Source organism: Roseobacter sp. N2S, assembly GCF_031454055.1.
Lineage (GTDB): Bacteria > Pseudomonadota > Alphaproteobacteria > Rhodobacterales > Rhodobacteraceae > Amylibacter.
The window spans coordinates 300,928-327,212 of sequence record NZ_JAVDQB010000004.1 but is presented as its reverse complement, the minus strand read 5'-3'; the positions used below and the strand labels follow the sequence as shown (position 1 = coordinate 327,212).

At 54.4% G+C, this 26,285-nt stretch carries 18 protein-coding genes and 1 pseudogene; 15 read left to right on the top strand and 4 right to left on the bottom strand.

All coding sequences use genetic code 11. From position 1 onward, the window contains the following. Window positions 1-14 precede the first annotated feature (14 nt). The 11 genes from GGE09_RS12660 (at window position 15) to GGE09_RS12610 (ending at window position 16,220) form a co-directional block, all read left to right on the top strand. The gene (locus tag GGE09_RS12660; protein ID WP_309746541.1) at window positions 15-3,365 is read left to right on the top strand and encodes a type VI secretion system contractile sheath domain-containing protein; all 3,351 of its coding nucleotides are present in this window, start codon (window positions 15-17) and stop codon (window positions 3,363-3,365) included. A gap of 54 nt (window positions 3,366-3,419) precedes the next feature. Further along, window positions 3,420-5,525, top strand: a complete 2,106-nt coding sequence (locus tag GGE09_RS12655; RefSeq protein WP_309746499.1) for a type VI secretion system tip protein TssI/VgrG — start codon at window positions 3,420-3,422, stop codon at window positions 5,523-5,525. A gap of 11 nt (window positions 5,526-5,536) precedes the next feature. After that, window positions 5,537-6,136, top strand: a complete 600-nt coding sequence (locus GGE09_RS12650) for a DUF6931 family protein (RefSeq protein WP_309746498.1) — start codon at window positions 5,537-5,539, stop codon at window positions 6,134-6,136. Window positions 6,137-6,205: 69 nt separating this feature from the next. After that, complete coding sequence (locus tag GGE09_RS12645) at window positions 6,206-6,502, top strand: PAAR domain-containing protein (RefSeq protein WP_309746497.1); 297 nt, start codon at window positions 6,206-6,208, stop codon at window positions 6,500-6,502. A 17-nt stretch (window positions 6,503-6,519) separates the two neighbouring features. Further along, on the top strand, window positions 6,520-8,136 hold the full coding sequence (tagH, locus tag GGE09_RS12640) for a type VI secretion system-associated FHA domain protein TagH (protein WP_309746496.1): 1,617 nt from the start codon (window positions 6,520-6,522) through the stop codon (window positions 8,134-8,136). Between the two features lie 15 nt (window positions 8,137-8,151). Further along, on the top strand, window positions 8,152-8,601 hold the full coding sequence (tssJ, locus tag GGE09_RS12635) for a type VI secretion system lipoprotein TssJ (RefSeq protein WP_309746495.1): 450 nt from the start codon (window positions 8,152-8,154) through the stop codon (window positions 8,599-8,601). A 14-nt stretch (window positions 8,602-8,615) separates the two neighbouring features. Then, window positions 8,616-9,956: a type VI secretion system baseplate subunit TssK gene (gene tssK, locus GGE09_RS12630; RefSeq protein ID WP_309746494.1), complete on the top strand. Its 1,341-nt coding sequence runs from the start codon at window positions 8,616-8,618 to the stop codon at window positions 9,954-9,956. A gap of 25 nt (window positions 9,957-9,981) precedes the next feature. Beyond that, window positions 9,982-11,343 (top strand): type VI secretion system protein TssL, long form, encoded by a 1,362-nt coding sequence (gene tssL / locus GGE09_RS12625; protein ID WP_309746493.1) that lies wholly within the window; start codon window positions 9,982-9,984, stop codon window positions 11,341-11,343. A gap of 3 nt (window positions 11,344-11,346) precedes the next feature. Continuing rightward, window positions 11,347-14,925, top strand: coding sequence for a type VI secretion system membrane subunit TssM (gene tssM / locus GGE09_RS12620; protein WP_309746492.1), 3,579 nt, complete (start codon window positions 11,347-11,349; stop codon window positions 14,923-14,925). Next, window positions 14,822-15,499, top strand: coding sequence for a type VI secretion system-associated protein TagF (tagF, locus tag GGE09_RS12615; RefSeq protein ID WP_309746491.1), 678 nt, complete (start codon window positions 14,822-14,824; stop codon window positions 15,497-15,499). The genes tssM and tagF overlap by 104 nt, the downstream gene beginning before the upstream one ends. Further along, window positions 15,492-16,220, top strand: coding sequence for a protein phosphatase 2C domain-containing protein (locus tag GGE09_RS12610; RefSeq protein ID WP_309746490.1), 729 nt, complete (start codon window positions 15,492-15,494; stop codon window positions 16,218-16,220). The genes tagF and GGE09_RS12610 overlap by 8 nt, the downstream gene beginning before the upstream one ends. Before the next feature lie 195 nt (window positions 16,221-16,415). On the opposite strand, the gene tdh is transcribed toward GGE09_RS12610, so the two are convergent. From tdh to GGE09_RS12595, 3 genes are all read right to left on the bottom strand, one after another. Beyond that, entirely contained in the window at window positions 16,416-17,441 is a 1,026-nt protein-coding gene (tdh, locus tag GGE09_RS12605; protein WP_405048552.1) for an L-threonine 3-dehydrogenase, read from the bottom strand. Window positions 17,442-17,449: 8 nt separating this feature from the next. After that, entirely contained in the window at window positions 17,450-18,643 is a 1,194-nt protein-coding gene (locus GGE09_RS12600) for a glycine C-acetyltransferase (protein ID WP_309746488.1), read from the bottom strand. 778 nt (window positions 18,644-19,421) lie between these two features. Then, on the bottom strand, window positions 19,422-20,303 hold the full coding sequence (locus GGE09_RS12595) for a Hint domain-containing protein (protein WP_309746487.1): 882 nt from the start codon (window positions 20,301-20,303) through the stop codon (window positions 19,422-19,424). A 444-nt stretch (window positions 20,304-20,747) separates the two neighbouring features. On the opposite strand from GGE09_RS12595, the gene GGE09_RS12590 reads away from it, so the two are divergent. The 4 genes and pseudogenes from GGE09_RS12590 to GGE09_RS12575 all read left to right on the top strand — a co-directional run. Further along, on the top strand, window positions 20,748-21,839 hold the full coding sequence (locus GGE09_RS12590; protein WP_309746486.1) for an ABC transporter ATP-binding protein: 1,092 nt from the start codon (window positions 20,748-20,750) through the stop codon (window positions 21,837-21,839). A gap of 92 nt (window positions 21,840-21,931) precedes the next feature. Next, on the top strand, window positions 21,932-23,032 hold the full coding sequence (locus GGE09_RS12585; protein WP_309746485.1) for an extracellular solute-binding protein: 1,101 nt from the start codon (window positions 21,932-21,934) through the stop codon (window positions 23,030-23,032). 82 nt (window positions 23,033-23,114) lie between these two features. After that, entirely contained in the window at window positions 23,115-24,419 is a 1,305-nt protein-coding gene (locus GGE09_RS12580) for an ABC transporter permease (RefSeq protein ID WP_309746484.1), read from the top strand. Window positions 24,420-24,455: 36 nt separating this feature from the next. Then, window positions 24,456-25,277 (top strand): annotated as a pseudogene (locus tag GGE09_RS12575) (ABC transporter permease); the annotation flags it as partial. Window positions 25,278-25,339: 62 nt separating this feature from the next. Here GGE09_RS12575 and GGE09_RS12570 read toward each other — a convergent pair. After that, the gene (locus tag GGE09_RS12570) at window positions 25,340-26,278 is read right to left on the bottom strand and encodes an AEC family transporter (protein ID WP_309746483.1); all 939 of its coding nucleotides are present in this window, start codon (window positions 26,276-26,278) and stop codon (window positions 25,340-25,342) included. Window positions 26,279-26,285 lie beyond the last annotated feature (7 nt).

Below are 26,285 nucleotides of genomic sequence, written 5' to 3'. Positions count from 1 at the left end.
GTATTCTATCTGCGATGAAAGCAGCCGCCACGCCAGCGGCTATGGCGGTGGATAATACGGATAGCGTTTTGGCGGGACTGGCAGCTTCGGCGCCAACGCAAGAGGCCACGGTCGATACCACGGCAGATGTGCTGGCAGGTCTGGCGGCAAATGCCCCAGAACAGGCGGTTCCCGAGGATGCCGCTGGGGATATTCTGGCCAGTCTGGCAGCCGCTGCGCCAGATGAAGAAGAACAAACAGACACCACCTCGGAGGTTCTGGCAGGGTTGGCGGCTAACGCGCCCGATGATGTTGTGCCCGAAGATACATCATCCGATGTATTGGCGGACCTAGTAGCGGATGCGCCTGTTGAGGCAGCGCCCGATACTGCGACCTCTGATCTTTTGGCAGGAATGGCAGCCACAGCCCCTGTGGATGAAGTCAAAGACGATGGGGCAGAGGCCTTGCTCGCCGGGATGGCGTCAAATGCCCCGACAGAGGAAGCGACCGATACCACGTCAGATGATCTTTTGTCCGCAATGGCAGAGTCTGCTCTAGCAGAGGATAAAGAGACACCCGAAGACGATAGCACCGATGTGCTGGCTGCAATGGCCGCTGACAATCCGGCTGAGGAGGGGGAAGACACCGCAACCGCAGACCTGCTGGCGGATATGGCTGAAGGCGCGCCCGATGACACTGCCGAGGATAGCAACGATCTGGACGGGCTACTGTCAGACATTACCGCCCAAGCGACAGAGATGGATGAGGTCGAGGATCAGACCGACACGGTGCTAGAAGCCTTGGCCGACGATGTGCCAGATGAGGAAGCCGACGACAGTTCGGTTGATGACCTGCTCGGGGATATGGCTGCGGATACGCCAGAAGATGAAGCGGATGAAAGCGAAGACCTAGACGCCTTACTAGCTGATGTTGCAGGGGATGTGACTGAGGAAGACGATAGTTCTGACGATCTGGATGCTTTGCTTGCGGATGTTGTTGAGGAGGCCCCAGAGGATGAAGCTGATGAAAGCGAAGACCTAGACGCGTTACTGGCGGATGTTGCAGGGGATGTGACTGAGGAGGACGATAGCTCTGAAGATCTGGATGCTCTGCTTGCGGATGTTGTTGAGGATGCGCCTGAGGATGAAGCTGATGAGAGCGAAGACCTAGACGCCTTACTGGCGGATGTTGGGGAGGATGTGTCTGAGAAGGATAACGCTGATGATCTGGATGAATTCTTTGCGGGTGTGACGGATGACACAGACGCGCCCGATGATTTGGCAGATGATGACAGCGATGCGGGGGATGATCTGGACGCCTTATTCGCCGATGATGGTGATGACGGGAACGATGACGAGGAAACTGACCTAGAGGATCTGCTGGCCGACGATGAGGAAGACACCGACCTAGACGCATTGCTGGCAGACAGTGACGAGGACACCGACCTAGACGATCTACTGGCCGACGATGACGATGATACAGAAACGCTTATGGAGGGCGAAGAGATGGACGCAGACCCGACACCGCCCAAAGCGCCTTATAATCCGGCTTTTGGCAAGATGACGGCCCCAAAGCCGCAAATCAATCCGGGCGACCGGCGCAAGATGCGGATTGCTATTCTGGGGGATTTCTCGGGGCGGGCCAATAAAGGGGAACTGCAAGGCGGTTCCGAACTGGCAGCGCGCAAGGCGATCAAATTCGACATTGATACGGTAGAGGACGTGATTGCACGGTTTGCGACCACACTGACCCTGCCGCTTGGCAGGGACGGCTCGGCGATTGAGGTGGAGCTGGGAGAGATCGACGATCTGCATCCTGATGAGTTGTATGACAACGTGGAAATCTTCGCGGAACTGTCCAGCCTGCGCACCCAAATTCAGCGCGGCACCAATCTGGACGCTTTGACGGCCAAGTTACAGCAATGGGGCGGGGAATTCGGTGATTTCAAACTGATGTCCAAGTCACGGGCAAAAGGGGCTTCGGCCAACGCCTCCATGCAGGTCAGCGAATTCGCAGCGCTGATCGGGGCAGAAGCGGCCCCCAAACCCGAACCCACCGGAATTGATGCGATGATCCAGCGGATTGTCGCGCCCTTTGTGATGGCGGCCCCCGATGGCGCACAAGCCAGCATGCTGGCGGCTGTGGATCAGGCGCTGGGCGCGGCCATGTCGTCGATCCTGCACCATCCCGATTTCCAAGCGGTTGAATCCAACTGGCGCACGCTGGATATGCTGGCGCGGCGGATTGAAACCGGCAGCCATTTGGAACTGGTGCTGTATGACGTAGCGGTTGAAGAATTCACCGCCGATCTGGCCGCCCATGAAGATTTGGGCGATAGCGCGCTTTATGATATGCTGGTGGAACGCCCCCGCCTGAACGAAGATCAGGGGCCACTGGCCGCCGTGCTGGGGCTGTACACTTTTGAAGAAACGCCGCCCCATGCGGAACTGCTGGCGCGGATGTCAAAGATCAGCGCACAAATGGACGCGCCGTTCATCGCGGCGATGGGGGCAGGGTTCTTACAAACCAAAGCGGACGATCTGCACCCGATGATCGCCAAAACATGGGCCGCCCTGCGCGAAACCCCTGAAGCGAAATACATCGCACTCGCCGCGCCGCGGTTCTTGCTGCGGATGCCCTATGGCAAAAAGACCGAGCCTGTGGACCCGTTCGACTATGAAGAATTCAACACCCGCGAAGGCATGCGGTCCCTGTTGATGGGCAACCCCGCCACGCTGGTGGCGATCCTGCTGGCACAAACTCTGGCGCAGCAGGGGGCAGAAATTTCGCTGGGGTCGATCATGTCGGTGGATGATATGCCGTTCCACTACATGATGGATCAATACGGCGATCAGGTGGCGCTGCCCTCGACCGAGCGGTTGATCAATGTGCGTATGTCCACAGAAACCGTACAGCGCGGCTATCTGCCGGTGCTGTCGATCCAGGGGCAGAACGTGGTGCGGCTTGGTTCTTTCAATGCGCTGGGCGGCGGGGAATTGCTGGGGCTGTGGTCTGGCGAAGAAGCCAAACTGCTGCAATCGGGCAAGATACAGGCCCGCACTGGCGTTGCGCTGGGCGCGGGGCTGAAAAAGCCCGAACGCGCTGTTGCCGAGGATGAGGACGCAGACGGCAGTGACGCTGCCGATGACGATGATGATTTCGGCTTTGGCGGCGGTGACGACGATGACTTTGATCTGGGCGGCGACGACGATCTGGATCTGGACCTTGGCGGAGATGACGACGACGATGATCTGGGGCTCGATTTCGGGGATGACGACGATCTGGATGATCTGTTGTCGGGCTTTGACGATGATGACGACGACGGCTCTGACGGGGACGACGACGATATGGATGACGATCTGGCCGCATTGCTGGCGGATTTGTAAAATTGAAATGTACCGGACGGCGCTGAACCCGCCCATGCCGGAGAGGAGGTTGAAATGGCCGATCCACTGCCGTTAGAAGGCCGATCACAGCGGGTGAAATGCGCGCGTAATACGTCTGATTTGTATATGCTGTCTGCGGATATTGCAGAGGGTGTGGACCAGTTGACAGATATCAGCGTCGAGTTTCTGGCCGAAAAGCCCGATCTGGATAGCACGGATTTTCTGGCGGACACCTTTACCATTGAAATGGATATGGCAAACGATGTGCGCAAATGGATTGGTACCTGTGTGGAATGCACCTTTCTGGGCATGTCTGCGGGTATGGGCTTTGGCAATTACGCCCATTACAAGGTCCGTATGCGGGCCTGGCCCTGGTTGTTAACACGCAAAACCAACTGTCGGATTTTTCAGGAAAAAACAGCGGATGATATTGTCAAAGAGGTTCTGCGTGATGCGGGGTTCAGCGATCACAAATGGTCTTGCAGCAATACACCGCCCATTCGGGAATACTGCGTGCAATACCGCGAAAGCGACTGGGATTTCATCCGTCGTTTGCTCGAAGAAGAGGGGCGGTTTTTCTACTTTGACTATAGTGGCGGCAAAGACCTGTTAACCATCTGTGACGACAGCGCGACCTTGTCCCCGATCAAAGGCGAAGCCAAGATTGATATGGTGGACAAAGAGGCAGGCCAGCGGTCGGAAATTGACTATATCGACAATTGGAAAGACGGCTACCGTGTGGATACGGATAAGGTCACGCTGGATGATTATGATTTCACCAAGTCGAAAACCAAACTGACCGGCACCCGCAAGGATGAAGCTGAAAAATACGAGATTTTTGATTACCCCGGTCGCTATACGGAATCTGCGGATGGCACCAAACTGGCCCGCCGGCGCATGGAGGCGATTATCGCAGGCAAGAACCGCATTTGGGGGGCGGGGATTGTAAAAGCGTTGACGCCGGCTGCGAAATTCACCCTGCAAAAGCACCCGACACGGGCGCAGAACAAGGAATATCTGGTTCTGACCCTTAAACAAAAGCTGCGGATTGAACGCACCGATGACAAGGCCCCCTTGTCCCGCACGGGCAAACACGACCCTAAAAAAGCGGTGGAATCCCAGACCATTGAACTGACAGGACAAGACGCAAAAATTGCCTATGTGCCTGTATCAACCGTGCCTTGGCCCGTGATCCACGGCATCCAGACCGCTGTGGTGGTCGGCCCGAGCGGGGATGAAATTTACACTGACGAACATGGCCGTGTGAAAGTACAGTTCTTTTGGGATCGTCTGGGGGCAAATGACGAAAACTCTTCCTGCTTCATCCGCGTGGCCACACCGATTGCAGGCAAGGGCTGGGGGATGATCCACATTCCGCGCATCGGCCAGGAAGTTGTGGTGCAATTCCTCGAAGGGGATCCGGATCGCCCGTTAATTGTGGGCAGTGTCTACAATGACCAGCAAACCACTCCGTTTGGCTTGCCTGACAATAAGACCCAGATCGGTCTGGTCAGTGACACCCATCAAAACGAGGATAACAACGCCAAACATGAATTCGTTCTGGAGGAAAAGAAGGACGCGGAATACATCCGTATGCAGTCCGAAAAGGACTATCTTCAGATTATCAAGAACAACGCGGACGTAAAGATCGGCTCGAAGGACAAACCGGACGGGGATTACACCCAGTCCGTCTGGCGCAATACCACGCGCACCTACGGGGTGGAGTCGGGCGCGGGGGATGTGACGGAAACGATCCAGACCAATTTCACCAAAACCGTCAGTGACGGGGATTATGCCCTGACTGTTGGCACCGGAGAGCGGACCACAGACATTGCCGCCAGCGATACGCTGAATGTGGGCACGGATATGGAAATCACGGTCGGTGCGTCCTCTGCCTTATCGGCGGGAACGGAAATTTCCGAAACCGCAGGAACAGAAATGTCTTTGACTGCGGGGACGGATATGTCCTTGACCGCGTCATCGTCGATCACGCTAAGCTGCGGGGGATCAACCATCAAAATGACCCCTTCCAGCATCAAGATTTCAGCGGCGCAGGTGACCGTAGAAGCAAGCGGCGTGGCAAGCATTTCGGGCACTAAAACCGACGTTAGCGGCAGCGCGATGTTAAAGCTGTCGGGCGGTTTGGTTAAGATTAACTAAGGGGCATTTGAATGACCGGGACAAATTCATTTGCAGCCGAGGATTTCGACGGGCTGGCAAAGATCAACACCTCTGCATTTGGCGGGTTTTGCCGTGCGCGCAAGCTAAAGGTTGATCCTGCCCATGGGATTGATCCGGATCAGCCCGTGGCAGGGGCGCTGGCGGCGTTGTATCTGGCCCATGACATGCCCGCATTCTTTCGGGTGCTGGCCTATGCTTTGCCCGTACGCGAGTCTGTCTGGCTTGCCTGTTTGGCAGGCGAACAGATGTTACCAGAGGGCGCAGAGCCAACAGCGGCACTGAAAGCGGCGCAGGCTTGGGTGTATAAACCGAACGAGGACACGCGCAAAGCGGTGGAACTGGCCATTAAAGACGCTGATTTTGACGATCCAACCGTATTGGCAGCGGATGCGGCCTTTCACGGGATGGCCAAAGGTCTAGAGGACGTGGTGCACAGCCCGCCTACAGCCTGTCCGACCATGGTGTTTGCCATGTTGCTAAAGGCGGCACTGCGGGACGGGGATGCCGCCAAGGCTGAAACCAACTGGCAAGACCTTGTAGGGTTCAGCCTGAATATCGCCGCTGGGGGAACCGGAAAAAATGACGGGTGAACAAGTGTTAAGAGTGGAGAAACCAAAGAAACTTTCTATAGTGGATAGAACCAAACAGGAGCCGACCCGATGAGCCTGCCTGCTGCACGTATTACCGATATGCACACATGCCCGATGACCACAGGGCCGGTGCCCCATGTGGGCGGGCCGATTGCCCCCCCCGGCAAGCCAACAGTTCTGATTGGTAACCTGCCTGCGGCCACTGTTGGAAACATGTGTGTCTGCGTCGGGCCGCCTGATGTGATCGTCAAAGGCTCGGCCACGGTGTTGATTTGCAATATGCCAGCCGCGCGGGTTTCGGATTCAACGGCCCATGGGGGTGTCATCATTCCTCCGGGCTTCCCGACTGTATTGATTGGCGGATAAGGACGAACGCGAACTCTATGACCCTAACGCTTCAAATTTTGTCCAGTGGTGCCCAAGCGGGCCGTGAAACCTCGTTTTCCTTGATCGGCGGCGCGTTGTCTATCGGACGGTCTGAGTCAAACAATCTTGTGCTGCCTGACCCGACACGGGAAATCTCCTCGTCCCATGCTGTAGTGCAGGAACGCAATGGGGATTACGTGATTGTAGACACCTCGACCAATGGCACATTTTTGAACGGAGAGTCAGAGCCGCTGGGGGATTTTCCGACACCGCTGAACAATGGCGATACCCTGCGTATTGGCCCCTATGAAATGCGGGTAAATATTTCCGTGGACAGCCAGTCGGCGGACCCGTTTGCCGATCTGCCGCTCCCTGTGGGCGAAGAGCCAATCGTCCATGACACTGCGCCGCCCACATTGGATACTATCGGTGAAATCGGCAGTCTGGACACGGATGGCGGTGATTTTCTGGATGGGTTGCTGGGGGAAACCCCGCCTAACGCTATGAAAATGAAAACCGCGCAATTGTCGGATGACGCGGATAACACCATTGACGAATTCCTAGATGTCGCGCCGAACCCTGACAGGGAAGGCGGTGCCAGCGCGGCGAACCATTCCGCGCCGGGGCAGGATTTCTTTCAGGCCAAACACACTGCATCCTCTATTCCCGACGAATGGGAGGATGACTTGCTGGGCGCGCCTTCTAAACCCGTACCTGCTGCCCCTTCGGCGGGCGGAGGTTTGATTCCTGAAACCACGTTTTCATCAGAACCGTTTTCGATCCCGAAGCCGGACAAAGACCCGCTGCCGGATTTCACCGATGGCCTTGGGGCAGGGGATTTGTCTGGGGAAACAGACCCGCTGGACGATCTGTTGGGTGGTCCGCTGGAAACCCCGACACCTGCACCAGACCCTGTAACTGCGGCTCCTGCCACGCCTGAGCCTGCGCCGCCAGCCCCAGCCCCAACACCACCTGCCGCGCCCCCGCCGCCGCCTGCACCTAAGGCCGCAGCACCAGTTGCTGCTGCGCCAAATGCAACACCGCTTAGTGCCGATGTGGCCCGCCAGTTCCTGACTGCCACAGGCGTAGATCACTCTCGCATTGCGGACGATGAACTTGGCCCGATCATGGAACGCACCGGCGTTGCATTCCGCACCTTGGTTGAAGGCGCGCGTGAAGTGTTAATGGCACGGGCGTCCATCAAAGACGAATTGCGCCTTGGCCAGACGATGATTTCCCCTGATGGCAACAACCCCATCAAATTTTCTATTTCCGGTCAGCAAGCGGTTGAGGCTATGATAAAACCCACAGTCGCAGGCTATCAAACCGCCGACAAAGCCGCGGCCGAGGCGATGATGGACATTAAAGCCCATGAGGTTGCGATGATGTCTGGCATGGAAAGCGCGATCAAAACCCTGCTGGCGCGGTTCGACCCTGCGGAATTATCCAGCAAGATCGAAGACAGCGGGCGATTGGGTGGTTTGCTCAAGGGCAAAAAAGCGCAATACTGGGATATATTCGAAAAACTATACAAACAATTATCACTGGACGCCGAAGAAGATTTTAACGCGCTGTTCGGCAAGGAATTTGCCAAAGCCTATAAAGCGCAGTTGCAAAAACTGAAATTGAATTAGGAAAGGAAAAGACTTATGTTTATGACCTTAAAACGGACGGCATTGACGGGATTGTCGATGATGGTTTTGGGTGTTCTGACCGCCTGTACCCCCACTGCCACAAGTGTTGCGATGAATGTCACGGCCAGTTCGGATGTGAACGGCGGGTTGCCTGCCAAAGCGACGATTTTTTACCTGAACTCTACGTCGTCATTCAATGGCGCGGATTACGGATCACTGGCATCCAACCCGTCTGCTGTGCTGGGCGCTGATCTGGTGCGCACGCAGTCGGTTCTGCTGTCGCCCGGTCAATCCAAACAGATTTCCGCATCTTTTGACGGCGAAGGCCCGTCTTTCGTCGGAGTGATCGTCGGGTTCAAAGCCATATCAACCGCAAAATGGCGCGCGTCTACCAGCATTGCAGGGGGTAAAGCCAACGCTTTGACCGTGTCGCTGGGGGCCAGCAGCGTCAACATCAGTAAGTAGGAAGGACGCGCTACGTGTCTTGGGAAAGTAAAGTCATCTGGTCCGAAGGGTTGTTCCTGCAACCCCATCATTTCCAGCAGAATGACCGCTATCTGGAAAGCCAGATCGCGGGGATTTCACGGGGGGCGGCCCCCTATATCTGGGGTCTGCGTGAACTGACCATTGATGACGAATTGCTGCGCCTTGGCAAATTCGCGATCAAATCCTGCGACGGGATCACGCCTGATGGCACCAGTTTCCGCATCCCTGCGGTGGACGACCTGCCACCTGCGATGGAAATTCCTGACACGGTTAAGGAATCGGTGGTGTTTCTGGCGATCCCCACACGGCGGCATGGCGCAGTAGAGGTGGAATTGGAATTTCACGAAAACTCTGCCTCGCGCTATCAACCCTCAGAGGTGGATGTGACCAACGCGGTGGGGCGGGATCGCAAGCCCACCACCATCGGCGTGGGCAAACTACGGCTGCAATTCGCGCTGGATCTGGATGATCTCGAAGACCAATTGGTGATCCCGATTGCCAAAGTGATCGAGGTCCGTTCTGACGGGGAAATCCTGTTGGATCGCTCGTTCATTCCCACGGTTCTGGATCAGCGGGCGGCAAAGCCCCTGACGGAATTCCTGCGCGAAATAGAGGGCCTGCTGGGGCACCGCTGTGATGCGCTTTCGGGACGGCTGTCAGACAGCGGCCCTGCCAAAGGCGTGGCAGAGCTGTCGGATTATCTGCTGTTGATCACGGTAAATCGCTACCTGCCGCAAATTCGCCATCTGGGTTTGGTGGAAAACACCCATCCGTGCAGTTTGTACATGATGCTATTGGGGATGGCGGGGGAGTTGGCCACCTTTATGGCCACTGAAAAACGCCCGCCCGAATTTCCGCCTTATCAGCATGATAATCTGACGGGCACCTTTCAGCCGCTGATCCGCACCCTGCGCCAATATCTGTCAGCTGTGCTGGAACAAACCGCTGTGGCGATCCCGCTGCAAGCGCGTAAATACGGCGTTTCTGTTGGGGTGATTGCCGATAAACGTCTGCTGACGGGCACGCAGATGGTGCTGGCCTGCAAGGCGGAAACCGCGGCTGAAAATATCCGTCGCCATATGCCGACACAGGCGAAACTGGGGCCTGTTGAAGACATCCGCCAACTGGTGAACTCTGCTTTGCCGGGGATTGGTCTGCGTCCGTTGCCCGTTGCCCCGCGTCAGATTCCTTACCATGCGGGGGTGGTCTATTTCGAATTGGACCCAGACAGCGAATACTGGAAGAAAATGCGCACATCAGGCGGGTTGGCCGTGCATGTGGCCGGCGAATTCCCCGGCTTGGAAATGGAGTTATGGGCCATCCGCAACGGATGAGCCCTGACACAAAAGAGGTAACAAGGTGAATAAAGACGATCCTTTTGCAGAACCGGGTGATACCGAAAAGACGGTCGTAAACCTGAACCCTGGCGGGCGTGCGCCTGCGGCCCCGACACCTACGCCAGCGCCTGCAGCACAACCAAGTGCTGCGCCGCGTCCATCAGCAGCCCAGCCCCAAGCTGCTATGGTGGATATGAGTGCTGCAAATTCCGGCCTTAACCCGTTGAATGCGGCAGCGGCGCCGCTGTTTTCATTGGTTGGACGTATTCGCAACCGCGCCCAGCACAATGATCCCACGGCGTTGCGCAGCTCTGTCGTGCAAGAAATCCAAAAGTTTGAATCCGCCGCTTTGCTTGCGCAAGTCCCTGCGCAGCAGGTAAAAATTGCCCGTTACGCGATCTGTGCAACCATTGATGATGTGGTGTTGAATACCCCTTGGGGCGGGCGGTCGATTTGGGCGCAGCAATCCATGGTGGGCACCTTTCACAAAGAAACCCACGGCGGGGATCGGTTCTATGAATTGCTGGCACGGCTGGAAAAGGAACCTACCGTTAACCTTCTTCTACTAGAGTTCATCTTCATGTGCCTCTCTTTAGGGTTTGAGGGGCGCTTGCGTGTCGAGGATCGGGGCGCAGAGAAACATGCAACGATACGCGCAAGCCTTGCCAGACTGATCCGCGCCCAACGCGGTCCTTTGGAACATGAGATTGCGCCCGTGTGGAAGGGGCTGAAATTGCCACACAAACCGCTGAGCGCATGGATGCCGGCATGGCTGATCTTTGGTCTGATGACGGCCATTCTGGGGTTAAGCTATGTGGGTCTTGCTTGGGCCTTGTCAGGCGATACCGAACGCTTGCAAGGGCAATTGGCCGCCTTAGGTGCGACCGAACAGGTTGAATTGAAACGCAAAGCACCACCTCCGCCACCGCCGCCGCCTGTGGAAAGTGGGCAAAAGGAGCGGGTGGCGAAATTTCTGGAACAGGAAATCGAAGAACAGCTGGTGACGGTGTTTGATGACGCCAATACCGTGACTGTGCGGATCAAAGGATCAGGCATGTTTCAACCCGCATCTGACACGCTGGTAGATCGGTTTGTGCCGATCATGACCCGCATTGCCGAGGCTTTGAATGAAGAACCGGGTAAGATCATTATCGCGGGTCATTCCGACAATATCCCGATCAAAACCGCGCGGTTTCCATCCAACCTGCATCTGTCGCTGAAACGGGCGGAAAAGGTGATGGACTCTATTGCTGGTTCGCTAAAAGACCCCGCGCGTATGTCCGCTGAAGGCCGTTCCGACAACGAACCGATTGCGGATAACGGCACCAAAGAGGGGCGCGCGGAAAATCGGCGGATCGAAGTTATTTTGATGAGAGAGAACTAATACATGCGGTTTTTGCAACGCATATTCCGGTGGTTTTTCCACACGAACGGTATCCTTGGCATAGTTGCCTTGATGTTGATGGCGATTGTCTGGTTCTTGGGGCCAATCATCGGTCTTGGGGGCGTTTATCCGTTTGAATCCGTATCCTCTCGGGTCATCACGATTGTAGCTATTCTGGTGTTCACGGTGTTCTTGATGCTGTTGCTGGCCTTGCTGCGATCCCGCCGCGAAGCCAAAATGGCAGATGAAATCGTCGATGTGGAAGACGATCCGGCGGATGAACAAGACGAAACCGTCAAAGCCGAGTTGATGGAAATGCGCAGCCGTATGCGCGATGCGTTGAAAACTTTGCGTAAATCCAAACTGGGGGGCAAAGGACGCAGCCAGAAACTCTATCAACTGCCGTGGTATCTGATGATCGGCCCGCCCGGTGCAGGGAAGACCACTGCAATTGTGAATTCGGGTCTGAAATTCCCACTGGCCGAAAAGATGGGCATGAAAGCCATTGGTGGCATTGGTGGCACGCGCAACTGTGATTGGTGGTTCACTGATGAGGCGGTTTTGATCGACACCGCCGGACGCTACACCACCCAAGACAGCGACGCCGAAGCGGACAGCCGTGCATGGAACGGCTTTTTGAATATGCTAAAGAAATTCCGCAAACGCCAACCGATCAACGGTGCGATTGTGGCAATTTCCTTATCGGATATAGCCGTACAGAATGACGCACAACGCAAGGAATACGCCACGGCTATCCGCCTGCGCCTGACAGAATTGCGCGAAAAACTGGGGGTGCGGTTTCCGGTTTATATTCTACTAACCAAGGCCGATCTGCTGGTGGGCTTTACCGAATTCTTTGAAAATCTAGGCCGTGAAGCACGCGAACAGGTCTGGGGCTTCACCTATCCGATGGAAGGCCCCAAGGATAAACGTAAACCACTGGACGGGTTCGATGAACAGTTTGAAACCATGCTGGCCCATCTGAATAACCTGTCGCTTGACCTGTTGGGTCAGGTGAACGATCCCCAGCGGCGTTCGATGATCGCAGGGTTCCCCCAGCAAGTGTCCAGTCTGCGCCCTGTTGTGCGCGATTTCCTGACCGAGATTTTCCTCGACAGCAAGTTTTCTCAAACCCAATTGGTGCGCGGCCTGTATTTTTCCTCGGGCACCCAAGAAGGTACGCCGATTGACCGTCTGATGGGCGGCATGGCGCGGACCTTCGGGCTGGGCCGTCAGGCGCTTGGCTCGGGGCAGGGTGCGGGACGCAGTTATTTCTTGCGGCATCTTCTGGATCAGGTGATCTTCCCCGAGGCGGGGCTTGTGTCTGCGGATGACAAAGTAGAACGCCGCTATCGCTGGATTGTACGTGGCACCATTGCAGCGGCCGTTTTGCTGACGCTTGGGGTAATGGGCCTGTGGTCTAACAGTTTTCTGGGCAACCGTCAGTTGGTGGCAGACGCGAAAACGCAGATTGATCTTTATTCCACCAAAGTGGCGGATGTACCTGGAAATCCGATTTCAGACACGGATGTACGTCAATTGGTTGAACCGCTGAACATCCTGCTGGATATGCCGGGCAACCCGTCACAAACCGATCCGATGCCAGCGCGTGGGCTGACCTATGGCTTGTATCAAGGTGACGCGGTTGGCACGCAGGCGGCGCAGACCTATCGTGCGGCACTGAACCAGAAACTGCTGCCCCGTCTGCTGTTGCGGATGGAGGAGTTGATCCAGTCAAACCTGAACAACGAAACCCTGCTGTTTGAGGCTTTGAAGGTCTATATGATGCTGGGCCAACAGGGGCCGATGGATCGCGATCTGGTGCTGCAATGGTTCACGTTGGAATGGGCGAACGAATTTTCCGGTGAACCTGATGCAGCTTCGCAAACCGCGCTTGTGACCCATTTAACGAATATGATTAACCAGCCGATGATCTCAATCCCTCTGGATGGGCCTTTGGTGGAACAAGTGCAGGGCATCCTGTCAGAAACACCTGTTGCTGCGCGGGCTTACCGTACCATTGTTGACGGGCCCGAAGCGAAATCCCTGCCCGAATGGACCCTGTTACTTGCAGGCGGGGCCGCCACAAATCAGGTGATGGTGCGTCCCTCGGGGCTGCAACTTTCCACAGGGGTTCCGGGTATTTATACCTATGACGGATTTTATAACGTGTTCTTGCCTGCTGCATTGGATGTGGCCGAGCAGATCAAAAAAGACAACTGGGTCCTTGGCCCCCGTGCCGAAGATTTAAGCGATACGAACGCCCTTGCGCTGATCGCGAACGATGTGCTCGATCTTTATTATTCCGATTATATCATCCAATGGGAAACGATACTGGGTGACGTGGATATTGCGCCTATGTCTTCTATGTCGGTTACCGTTAGAACCCTGAACCTGTTGTCCGGACCGTCGTCGCCGATTTTCAAAATCATGAACCAAGTGGCGGAACAAACCCGACTGGCCGATCGCCGCGCAAATGAGGTCGTGGACGGCGTGGCCAGTGGTCTTGGCGCAGAGGGAAGTTCCCTTGCGGTTGAGGGACTTGGCGTGCGCACCCAGCGTTTGCTGGCCGTTTTGCAAACCGCCGCTACCGTGGACGGGGTGGAACCGCCCAAACCCGGCCAACAAGTGCAGGATCGTTTCAACAGCCTGAACACCTTTGTCAAAGGGCTGGATGAAAAAACACCCGGCGAAATCAATCGGATCATGGAATTATATGTTGCGGTTTACCAAGAACTCAATCGCCTGTCCGTCAGTGGCAACGTCACAGGTCAAGGAGAAGCCGTCCAGCAGTTGCAAGAAACCATTGCACCAATAGATGGCCCGATAAAACGCTGGTCGACACAAATCATCGAGGCCGCATCGGGTGCGGCTGCGGGGGGCAAACGCTCGAAGCTGAACAACGAATGGCAGGCGCAAGTTCTACCGTTCTGCAAACAGGCTTTGGATAATCGCTATCCGTTTAACGGCAAATCCCGCGCCGAAGTGGGTATACAGGATTTTGCTAAACTCTTTGCGCCGCAAGGATTGATCGACAGTTTCTTCCTTAACAATCTGTCTGAACATGTGGACGTCACATCGCGCCCATGGAAATTTCGCCGCACCACGGGCAAGGATCTGGGGATTTCAGATTCCGTGTTGCAACAGTTTGAATTGGCAGCAGAAATTCGCGATGCCTACTTCCTTGCGCCGGGTCTTCCATCCATCACCTTCGATCTGAAACCGATCGCGCTTGACCCGAATGCACAAGAGGTAATGCTGTTGATTGACGGGCAACCGCTGAACTATGCGCATGGGCCGCAGCAGACCACCTCGTTGAAGTGGCCACAAGGGGGCAGCACCTCTGTCACCTTCAGCCCCGCAATTGAAGGACGCCGCAACCAACGAGAGATGGATGGTCCTTGGGGCTGGTTCCGCCTGTTGGACAGCTCTGAAATCCGCCGTACCAATGTGGCTGACCAAACCCGTATTGTGTTTAATGTCGGCGGTCGGATTGCCGTGTTCCAGATGCGGGCGGGATCGGCAATCAATCCGTTTTCGTCCAAGGCAGTGCGCTTGTTCCGCTGCCCAAATTCGCTTTAGCGTGTTTGGATATTATGGAAAAATCCCCGCCCATGGCGATTTCGTGCGCTCTCGTGCTGATGTCGCCTTCGTGGCAGTTTGGGATGCATGGTTACAAGAAAGCCTCGCCGCAAGCCGCACAGCTTTGGCGGAGGATTGGGAGCAGGCCTATCAAAACGCACCGATCTGGCGATTCTGTTTCGGGCCGGAAATTTGCGGACCAAACCCAATGATCGGGGTGATGATGCCCAGCCAGGACCGTGTCGGGCGGCGCTTCCCATTAACTGTTTTCCATCCTGTTTCCCAAAGCCTTTCGCTGAAAACACTGGATTTGGAACCGTTTATGACCAAACTGGAAGATATCGCCCTGTTAACCTTGACCGAACAATCGGATAAGTCGCAACTTTCAGCGCGTCTGGACACTTTGGCGCTGCCGGATTTTCCTGTAACGGACGGGGCAAAACAGAGGTCTTTCTGGCTTTCGACGTTTTTCGGCGGCGCACCCCGCCGGGATATAAGAACGTTCGAAGGTCTGCCAAAGGCCAGTAATTTTGCCGATCTTCTGGCACCAAAGGGAGAGAACAGCCATGTTTGAACAAGGCCCAGTGTTCATTACCGATGCGGCAACCCACGTAGGGCGGGTTCGAGAGTTGAACGAAGATAGTATGTTGTCACGTGAAAACTTTGGGGTATGGACCGTTGCTGATGGTATGGGGGGGCATGCGGGGGGTGATTTTGCCAGTCAAACCATCGTAAAGGCTGTTGCTGCCATCGACAGTGATCTGCCCGGCGGGGAAATGATGCAAGCAGTGCGCGATGCCTTCCATTCCGCCCATCGAACCATCCAAGCCGAGGCTGCGGCCCGCGACGGTGGGACCATGGGCTCAACTGCGATTTCACTCATTTTGCGGCAGGATCATTTTGTCTGCCTCTGGGTCGGCGACAGCCGCCTGTACCATTGCCGCGACGGGCTTGTTCGGCAATTATCTTCGGACCATTCTTTGGTGAATGAGTGGGTTGAAGAAGGCAAACTTACCCGCGAAGAAGCCGAGCGCCATCCCCATGGCAATGTAATCACCCGCGCAATCGGGGTTGGAGACCTGCCCGAGGTCGCCAAGATCCGAGGCCAATATGAAGCAGGGGATCGCTTCCTTTTATGTTCGGACGGGCTAAGCGGTTACATGGATGAGGGTGACATTTTCAACGTGCTCGCCAACGAGCCAATGGACGGGATCGCGGACAAACTGATCCAAGGCGCGCTTGACGGTGGAGGACGGGATAATGTCACCGTTATAGTCGTTGAAATTCCTTGGTAGAAAAGCACTCGGGCGCATTTTTCCATTTTCTTCAAATATCCCCGCGCGGAGCGCATTGTTTTCGCCTTTGGCATGGATATTTTAAGAAAATGGAAACCAATATGCCTGTAATCTAGCAATACGGTACAGGCGGGGACGCCGATGGCCGTGAAAATGGAAATGCCCTGTTTATATCAAACAGGGCATTTTTTGTCTTTATGACCAATCCATCACCACTTTTCCAGCGGAGCCGTCGATCATGGCGGCAAAACCGGACTCGAATTCGTCGATTGTTATGCGATGGGTGATAAGACCTGATACATCCAGTCCACCTTGGACCAATGCAATCATTTTGTACCAGGTTTCAAACATCTCTCGCCCGTAGATGCCTTTGATGTGCAGCATTTTGAAAATGACCTTGTTCCAGTCAATTTCAAAGCCAACTGGCGCAATGCCCAAAACTGCCATTTTACCACCATTGTTCATCGTATCAATCATGTCGCGAAAGGCGGGCGGGGCGCCGGACATTTCTAGCCCAACGTCAAAACCCTCGGTCATACCGATCCACGCCATGACATCGCGCAGGGGTTCATGCGCCGCGTTGACAGTATATTGCACGCCCATGTCCGCTGCGAGTTGCAAGCGGATCGGGTTTATATCCGTTATCACAGTTTTTCGCGCGCCGGCTTTTTGCGCAACCAAGGCCCCCATGATGCCGATCGGGCCGGCGCCTGTGACCAGAACGTCCTCACCCACGCAATCAAAGGAGAGCGCCGTATGCACGGCGTTCCCGAAAGGATCGAAGATCGCGGCGATTTCGTCTGGGATGTCGTCCGGGATTGGAACCACGTTTTCTTGGGGAAGGGCGATGTATTCTGCAAAACTGCCCGGGTGGTTTACGCCAACGCCTTTGGTGTTTCGGCAGAGATGACCCCGACCTGCGCGGCAGTTTCGGCAGTGGCCACAGACAATATGACCTTCGCCGCTGACCCTTTGGCCGATGTGAAGGTTGGTAACAGATTCGCCCAATTCTACGATTTCACCGCAGAATTCATGCCCCGTGATCATGGGGACAGGGACGGCTTTCTGGCTCCAGGCGTCCCAATTCCAGATGTGGACGTCTGTGCCGCAGATGGCGGATTTCTTGACTTTGATCAGCACATCTCGTGGGCTGATTTCCGGAATTGGAACGGTTTCCATCCACAAACCCGGTTCTGCGCGGGATTTTACCAAAGCACGCATTTGGTTGGTCATGTGATTACTCCGAGCTTGCGTCCGACCGTTTCAAACGCATCAATCGCGCGGTCTAACTGTTCGATGGAATGGGCCGCTGACATCTGGGTGCGGATGCGGTCTTGGGTTTTGGGTACAACCGGAAAGCTGAAAGCGGTGACAAAGACGCCGTGTTTATCCAACTGGGCCGCCATGTCTTGTGCCAGTTGCGGGTCGCGCAGCATGACAGGGATGATCGGGTGTTCACCCGGAAGCAGTTCAAACCCGAGCGCACCCATTTTGGTGCGGAAATGCACTGCGTTGCGTTGGAGCCTTGCGCGCAATTCAGCACCTTCTGCCAGCATATCAAAAACAGCGATGGAGGTTTGTGCGATGACAGGGGCCAGTGTGTTGGAAAACAGATAAGGGCGCGAGCGTTGGCGCAGCCAGTCAACAACTTTGGCGCTGGCGGCGGTATAGCCGCCTGATGCGCCGCCCAAAGCCTTGCCAAGCGTGCCCGTGATGATATCGACACGGCCTTCAACCCCGCAATGTTCGGCGGTACCGCGTCCGTTCCTTCCCATAAAGCCGACGGAGTGGCTGTCATCTACCATGACCATCGCGTCGTATTTTTCGGCTAAGTTGCAGATTTCCGGCAGTTTGGCGATATACCCATCCATGGAAAACACGCCGTCAGTGGCGATGAGCCGATGGCGGGCGTCCTTGGCTTCGATCAGTTTGGCTTCCAGATCGGCCATGTCCGAATTGGCGTAGCGCAGGCGTTGTGCTTTGCACAGTCGCACCCCGTCGATAATTGAAGCGTGGTTTAATGCGTCCGAAATAATGGCATCCTCAGGTCCGAGGAGGGTCTCGAACAATCCGGTATTGGCGTCAAAGCAAGCGGCGTAGAGGATTGCATCCTCCATTCCGAGGAACCGGGATATTCTGGATTCCAGTGCTTTATGGGGGGATTGTGTGCCGCAAATAAAGCGGACCGAGGCCATTCCATAGCCATATGCGTCTAAAGCTGCTTTGGCGGTTTCGATCAATTCGGGATTATCGGCCAGCCCGAGGTAATTATTAGCGCAAAGGTTAATCGTCTGTCGCTGCTCCACAGTGATTTCACCCGATTGAGGAGAGGTGATGACCCGTTCCGATTTGTACAATCCTTGCGCGCGCAGATCGTTCAATTGGCTTTCTAAATCTCGATCAAATCTGTCTGATGCCTGCATGGTGGTTCTCCGGTGATTTGGGGAAGCCTAACATGGCGGGTGAGGGCTGTCTTTTTTCTTCACGACAGGAATCGGCTGGGCTTCGCCAAGAATTGAGGTGGATTGGTAAGAATCAGCGCGGGGACTACTTGCGAAAATAGGTAACGGGTTAAGTAATGCAATTTTGTGTTGAAATTCTTGTCCAATCTCCCCTTAGAGGTGTGTTGGTTTTGTCTGGAACTTAAAAGGCTAACCGCTTTTCTAAATGTAATAATAACAGGATGTTATAGGCGATTTTTCAACCGGTTGTGCTGCCAGTGTTACGCGTTTGGGAACAAACTTGTACCAAATTAGAAACAAATTATTGGTTAAAGTAACTGTATAAGAGACCTAGGAGAGCTTCAGACGATGTTGTCTGAATTTGTTTAGTTTAGTGTAAGTGAGTATCAAAAAATGGTCATTGCCAGTATCTTTGCATCGGGTATCGCAATCGGGTTTCTTGTCGGGTTTGTTAGTTTTACGTTGATCTACGCTTTTCTGGCCTAAGGTTCGGACTGGAAAATCGCAGCCCGTCAGGATGCCGCATTTTTTTAGCGTGTGGCGGCCTTTTGAGTTTAGCGGAAAGCCGGTATGGCAACCTGTTTGTGTTAAGAGTAGCGTTCATCTTTTGTAGTTTGACCAAAACTACATGCTTTAGAGTATTGCCGTAAGCCACTGTAAAACAGGAAAAAGCCACAGAATTTTCTGTGGCTTTTAGAGCGGCTGAACCAAATTGGTTTCGCCAAAAATCTGTGGTTTGTTACGCTTCTACAAATCCGCGTGCGCAGGGACCGTATGCCTCGGGGGAAGAGGCAAGCGCCGGAAAAGTCGTCAGGATTTCTGCACGGTTTTCTTTGACTAACAATTCAAGGTTTTGTGGGGTTGGCATAAAGCTTTCGGATGCGGCGGCTTCTGTGTAGATCACTTCGTGGCGATCCGTCAGGATTTGGTAGAATTCCATAACGCCGCCAACAGCCTGAATGATCGCTATGTTGTCAACCAGCATGCGGGCAGGGATCAGAACCTCTTTCACGCCATAAAGGGCCATTGCTTCGGCGCCTTTCAGCACAACGCGTTGGTCTGCGCTGACGATCAGGTCGCGGGCGTTTTTGATAGCGCCTTTGCGAAACAGGATCGGGGCATTTTCGGGGGTTACATTAACCTTCTGAGAGCCGATCCAGCGGATTTCCTGCAATCCGCGATCGCGGGTGATAACGCGGTCGCCAACGCGCAGCTTTTCCACCGGGACTTCACCGCGGTTGGTCATAACGTGAGTGCCACGAGCAACGCCGAGCCGATTTTCTGCCTTGGCTTGCGGAGAGGTGGCACCCTTAACTGGGGGGGAATTGGTGTGTTGGGTTGAAACGCTGATGGTTTCATAAACGTGGTTATCAACCAGAGGCAATTCGCAAACCAGTTCTGCATAAAGGGCTGCATGGTTGCTAGAGACATCCTGGCGGGCTTTAAACACCTGGTTTGTGAAACGATCCCGTAAAATCCAAGTGATCTGAGTTTTGGTTTCGTGTTTGATTTTTTCACCCGTGATGCAATTGTTCGTCGAGAAGTTTGCAAAACCACCTTTTATTACTGAAAACGGAGTTGTGTTTGCGGCGATTGTGTAGGTGTGTTGATTTGCAGACATTTCGATTACTCACTTACTGGGGTAAACATCAAAGATTAATAATACGTTCCAAAGAGCCTCTCGTCGGGCGTTGTCGAAATTGATGGGGGGCAAATATGGCGCAAATGGGGCCAGAATCGGCCCGAAATTCGTTTATTTACGATTTATTCAGATTTTCTTATCTTTTTTCCTTGCCAATTCTAATGCGGGAAAAGCCGAATATTTGTGGGATTAAAGCGGGGGCTGCCCTGAATAAATGTCGGTATTGACCTTGGGTAGGGCGTTATTGGCTGTTGCTATTCTCCCTTTGGTTCGCTTAGGTTAAATGAAATACCAACAGGGTCACGTGACCTGAAACAAAAAAAACGGATTAGCAAAATAGTCCGATAAAAAATCAGGTCGCACAGACCAGACGATATAATAAAGGCCATTACGGCCTGATAATAAGTCAACTGGGAGATAGTTTTGACTGCAACTCCGCATGACGACGATTTTGTCGTATTTGATCGCGTTCAAAAAAGCTATGACGGCGAGATTCTTGTTGTAAAAGATCTTAATCTACAAATTGCTAAAGGTGAGTTTCTGACAATGCTTGGCCCTTCAGGTTCTGGCAAAACGACTTGTCTGATGATGCTTGCAGGGTTCGAAACCGCCACGAGCGGTGATATTCGCCTAGGGGGCAGCCCGATCAACAATATTCCACCCCACAAGCGGGGCATTGGCATGGTGTTCCAGAACTATGCGCTGTTCCCCCATATGACGGTTGGTGAGAATTTGGCGTTTCCGTTGGAAGTGCGCAAAATGGGCAAGTCCGAGCGGGAAGCTAAGGTCAAATATGCGCTGGATATGGTGCAGATGGGTGAATTTGCGGGGCGGCGTCCGGCGCAATTGTCCGGTGGCCAGCAACAGCGGATCGCTTTGGCACGGGCCTTGGTGTTTGATGCGGAACTGGTTCTAATGGATGAACCACTGGGCGCGCTGGATAAACAACTGCGCGAACACATGCAGTTCGAAATTAAACACATCCATGAAAACCTCGGCATTACAGTGGTTTATGTGACCCATGACCAATCTGAAGCACTGACCATGTCAGACCGGATTGCGGTGTTTAATGATGGGGTGATCCAGCAACTGGCCCCGCCACAGGATTTGTATGAACGCCCTGAAAATGCGTTCTGTGCGCAATTTATTGGTGAAAACAATACGTTACTGGGTACAGTTGATTCTGTTTCTGATGGTGTTGCCTCTATTACGCTGGACGACGGGGCCCAAGTGCGCGGTCTGGCAGTAAATTGCGGCGGGCCGGGTAGCCGCACGACCATGTCGCTGCGCCCTGAACGTGTTTATGTCGGGGGCCAGGACGGCCTTGTGACAACCCAAGCCGAGGTCAAAGAACTGATCTACCTTGGCGACCACATCCGCTGCCGCATGAATGTGCATGGCAACGAAGAGTTTGTGGTCAAAGTTCCCAATGCAGCCGGTCACACCCATCTACAGGTGGGTGAAAAGACCATGATCAGCTGGGAAACCGCGGATTGCAGAGCGCTGGACGCCTGAGACCACAATCCGACGTCATACCGACCGTTCCGCACCCGTGGACGGATGGACAAGAATTAGAACGGGTAAACTGTAAACAAGGAGAAGTTTCCATGAATCTGAAGTCAATCATTCTGAGCACAGCAGCTGGCGTCATTGCCGCATCCGCTGCCGGTGCCGAGGACATGACAATCGTATCTTGGGGCGGCGCGTATTCGGCATCCCAAGACGCAGCCTATCACCAGCCATATATGAAGGCGAACCCGGGCATCAACATCATCAACGACGAAAGCTCTGCTGAAGCGGTGGCAAAACTGCGCGCCATGGCTGAAGCCGGCAACACAACTTGGGATGTTGTGGACGTTGTTGCATCTGATGCGATCCGTCTGTGCGACGAAGGTCTGGCGATGGAAATCGACCCGGAAACACAGCTTGCCAAAGCACCGGACGGCACATCCGCTGCCGAAGATTTCGGCGATCTGCTGGTTTCTGAGTGTTTCATCCCGCAAATCGTTTATTCAACAACATTCGGCTATCGCACCGATGTGGCTGAATGGAACGGCAAAGAGCCTGATGACATCTGTGACATCTTTGATCTGGCAACATTCCCTGGCAAACGCAGCCTGGAAAAACGCCCTATCAACAACATGGAATGGGCATTGTTGTGTGACGGCGTAGCAAAAGACGCAGTTTACGATGTTCTGGCAACAGAAGAAGGCCAACAGCAAGCGCTGGCTAAACTGGCAACCATCAAAGACGACGTGATCTGGTGGTCTGCGGGCGCGGATACGCCACAACTGCTGGCTGACGGCGAAGTTGTGATCGGGTCTACATATAACGGTCGTCTGTTCTCTTTGATCGTAGAGCAAAAGCAGCCGGTTAAAATGATGTGGGACGCACAGGTATTTGACCTTGATGGTTGGATCATCCCGGCGAACCTGACTGACGAGCGCAAAAAAGCCGCGTTGGATTACATCATGTTCGCAACAGACACACAGCGTCTGGCTGACCAAGCGAAATACATCTCTTATGGTCCAGCACGTCTGTCCTCTGCACCTCTGGTTGGCAAACACGCTGAACTGGGCATCGAAATGGCGCCACACATGCCAACAGATCCAGAAAACGCCAAGAACACATTCTTGTACAACTACGAGTTCTGGGCTGACTACCGCGACGACATCGACGCGAAATTCCAAGCCTGGCTTGCACAATAATAAGCATCCAGATCAGGGCGGCCAATTGGTCGCCCTGACGCCCTGAACCCGACGTTTTTAACAGGTGGACAGTACTAAAATCATGGCAAATACAGCAGATAGTTCCCAAGATATCGACCATTCCGCATCGGCCTCTGGCCCTGTGTTAGGGAACGACGGACGCCCCTTGAAGGCGACGCTGGCCCGCAGTCTGCGGCGGCAAAAACTCCGCGCTCTGGCGTTGATCGCGCCGCTTTTGATTTTTGTTCTTTTGACCTTTATCGCCCCCATTGCGGATATGTTATTCCGTTCTGTGGAAAACAACATCGTAGAAGATGTGCTGCCGCGCACCGTGGTTTCCTTGCGCGATTGGGATGCCAGCAGTGGCGAATTGCCCAGCAATGATGCCTTCAAGGCCTTGGCAATCGACCTGCAAGAGGCTGTGGTTGAGAAAAACCACACCAAGCTGGGGTCACGGCTGAACTATGAACAATCCGGCATTTCCAGTCTGTTCCGTCAGACAGGACGTAAGATCAAGCGTCTGGACGTAGAAGAGACCACCGATTTTGTCGCTGCTTTTGAAGAGATGAACGACAAGTGGCTGGATATTGAATACTGGCAAACCATCAAGGCGTTTTCGGGCAAATACACCGACGGGTATTTTCTGGCAGCGGCCGATCTGACCAAGGGGCCCAGCGGTGTTGAACGGGTGCCGGAAAACGAGCAAATCTACTACACGCTGTTCTTGCGCACTATGAAAATGTCGCTGATCATCACCATCAGCTGTATTCTGCTGGGCTATCCGATTGCGTTTTTGCTGGCCACTTTGCCGCTGCGCACATCGAACTTGTTGCTGATCCTTGTGCTGCTGCCGTTCTGGACCTCTCTTTTGGTGCGAACATCCGCGTGGAAAGTGTTGTTGCAACAACAAGGCGTGATCAACGATACGCTTGTTTGGATGGGGCTTGTCGCGGATTCTGCGCGGTTGGAATTGATTAACAACCAGACGGGCACTATCATTGCGATGACCCATATTCTGCTGCCGTTTATGATCCTGCCACTGTTTTCGGTGATGAAAACCATTCCGCCATCGTATGTGCGGGCGGCCAAATCGCTGGGCGCAAACGACTGGACTGCCTTTTGGCGCGTGTATTTCCCGCAGTCCATTCCGGGCATCGGCGCGGGCTCGATCCTGTGTTTCATCCTGTCGATCGGGTATTACATCACACCTGAAATCGTTGGCGGCACAAAAGGTGTCTTCATCTCGAACCGGATTGCCTACCACATCTCTTCCAGCCTGAACTGGGGTTTGGCAGCGGCACTCGGGACACTTCTGCTGATCGTGGTTTTGGGGCTGTATTGGCTTTATGACAAGTTCGTCGGCATCGACAACGTGAAACTGGGGTAACGCACAATGGCACTTCCAACATACGCATCACCGCTGCAACGGGCTTGGTATTACGGGTTTCGCACCATCTGTGCGCTGATCTTCCTGTTCCTGATCATCCCGATCCTTGTGATCCTGCCGCTTAGTTTTAACGCCGAGGATTTCTTTACCTTCACGCCGGAAATGCTGCGGTTTGATCCTGCGGGCTATTCGCTGAAACACTACCGCGATTTCTTTTCCAGTTCGGATTGGCAGAACGCTGTGATGAATTCCCTGCGGATTGCGCCGATGGCGACCTTCCTTTCGGTGTCCTTTGGAACTTTGGCGGCCATTGGTCTCAGCCAGCCGCACGTGCCGTTTCGCCGTGCGATTATGGCGATTCTGATTTCTCCGATGATTGTGCCACTGATTATTTCAGCGGCGGGGATGTATTTCTTTTACTCTCGCATCGGTCTGCAAGGCACCTATTGGGGCGTGGTTCTGGCCCATGCGGCTTTGGGTATTCCTTTTGTGATCATCACGGTGACTGCGACGCTGGTTGGGTTTGACAACAGCCTGACACGGGCTGCGGCGAATATGGGGGCAGGGCCGGTGCGCACCTTTTTCCGTATTCAAATGCCCCTTATCTTGCCCGGTGTGATTTCTGGCGGCTTGTTTGCTTTTATCACATCGTTTGACGAAGTTGTCGTGGTGCTGTTTGTCGGTTCGGCTGCCCAGAAAACCCTGCCGTGGCAGATGTTCACCGGCCTGCGGGAACAGATCAGCCCGACCATCCTTGCGGTGGCCACCATCCTGATCGCGATTTCGATTATTCTGCTGACCGTGGTCGAGTTGCTGCGCCGCAGATCGGAACGGTTGCGTGGGTTGTCCCCAGGGTAAGCGGATCGGTTTCACAGCAATAAACAAACAAAAACGGGGCCTTCGTCAGGCCCCGTTTTTTGTTACAACGCCCGCAGGATCACCAGCCAGACCGAAACGCTAAAGATTGCCCCGATGGTTCCCAACAGAACCCCGCTGGCAGCAGCACCCTTGGCGCGGTCAAACATATTGGCAAAGATATAGGTGTTCACACCGGGGGACATGGCGGCGGTCAGAACCACAACCCGTGTCACCTCTGGGGCCAGATGAAAAACTTGTGTCGCCATGAACAGTGCAATCAGCGGATGCACCCCAAGACGCAGTAAAAGGATCATCGCGGTTTCGCCAAAATTGGCTGCCAAGCCATAACGCACCAGCACTGCGCCAAGGCCGAACAAGGCTGCGGGCAAGGCAGCGCGGCCCATCATTTCAACGGCGGCCCACAAGCCCTCGGGTAGCCACATGCCTGTCAGGTTTACCGTGAATCCCAGCGCAAGGCCTATCATCAGACCGTTTTTGAACATAGCCTTGGCCACGGTAATGGCGGTCGCGCGCAGGCTGCGCCCGTCAGCACGCACCAACTCGATTGTGGTGATGCCAAGCAGATAGCAAAACGGCGCGTGGATGGCGGCAATGGCGGTGATCGGCCCCAGCGCATCTGTGCCAAAGGCCCGCTCTACAATAGGAAAACCCAGCAAGACCACATTGGCAAATAACGAACAGAACCCCAAAACAACCGCCTCACCGGGGCGGCGTTTGAACAGATACATCGCGCCAAGAATGCCCAGCAGGAAACAACTGACAGAGCCTGCATAATACGACCCCAATAGCCGAAAGTTGAACACGGTGCTTAGGTCCAGATGGGCAATAGCGCGGAACAGCAGACAGGGAATGGCGAAATTCTGGGTGAATTTCATCAGGGCATCTGCGTATTCATCGCGAAAAAGCTTGAAGTAAGTCGCGCCATAGCCTGCGCCGACCAGCAAGAATACTGGCAGGACGACTGTAAAAATTTCTATCATGTGTTCT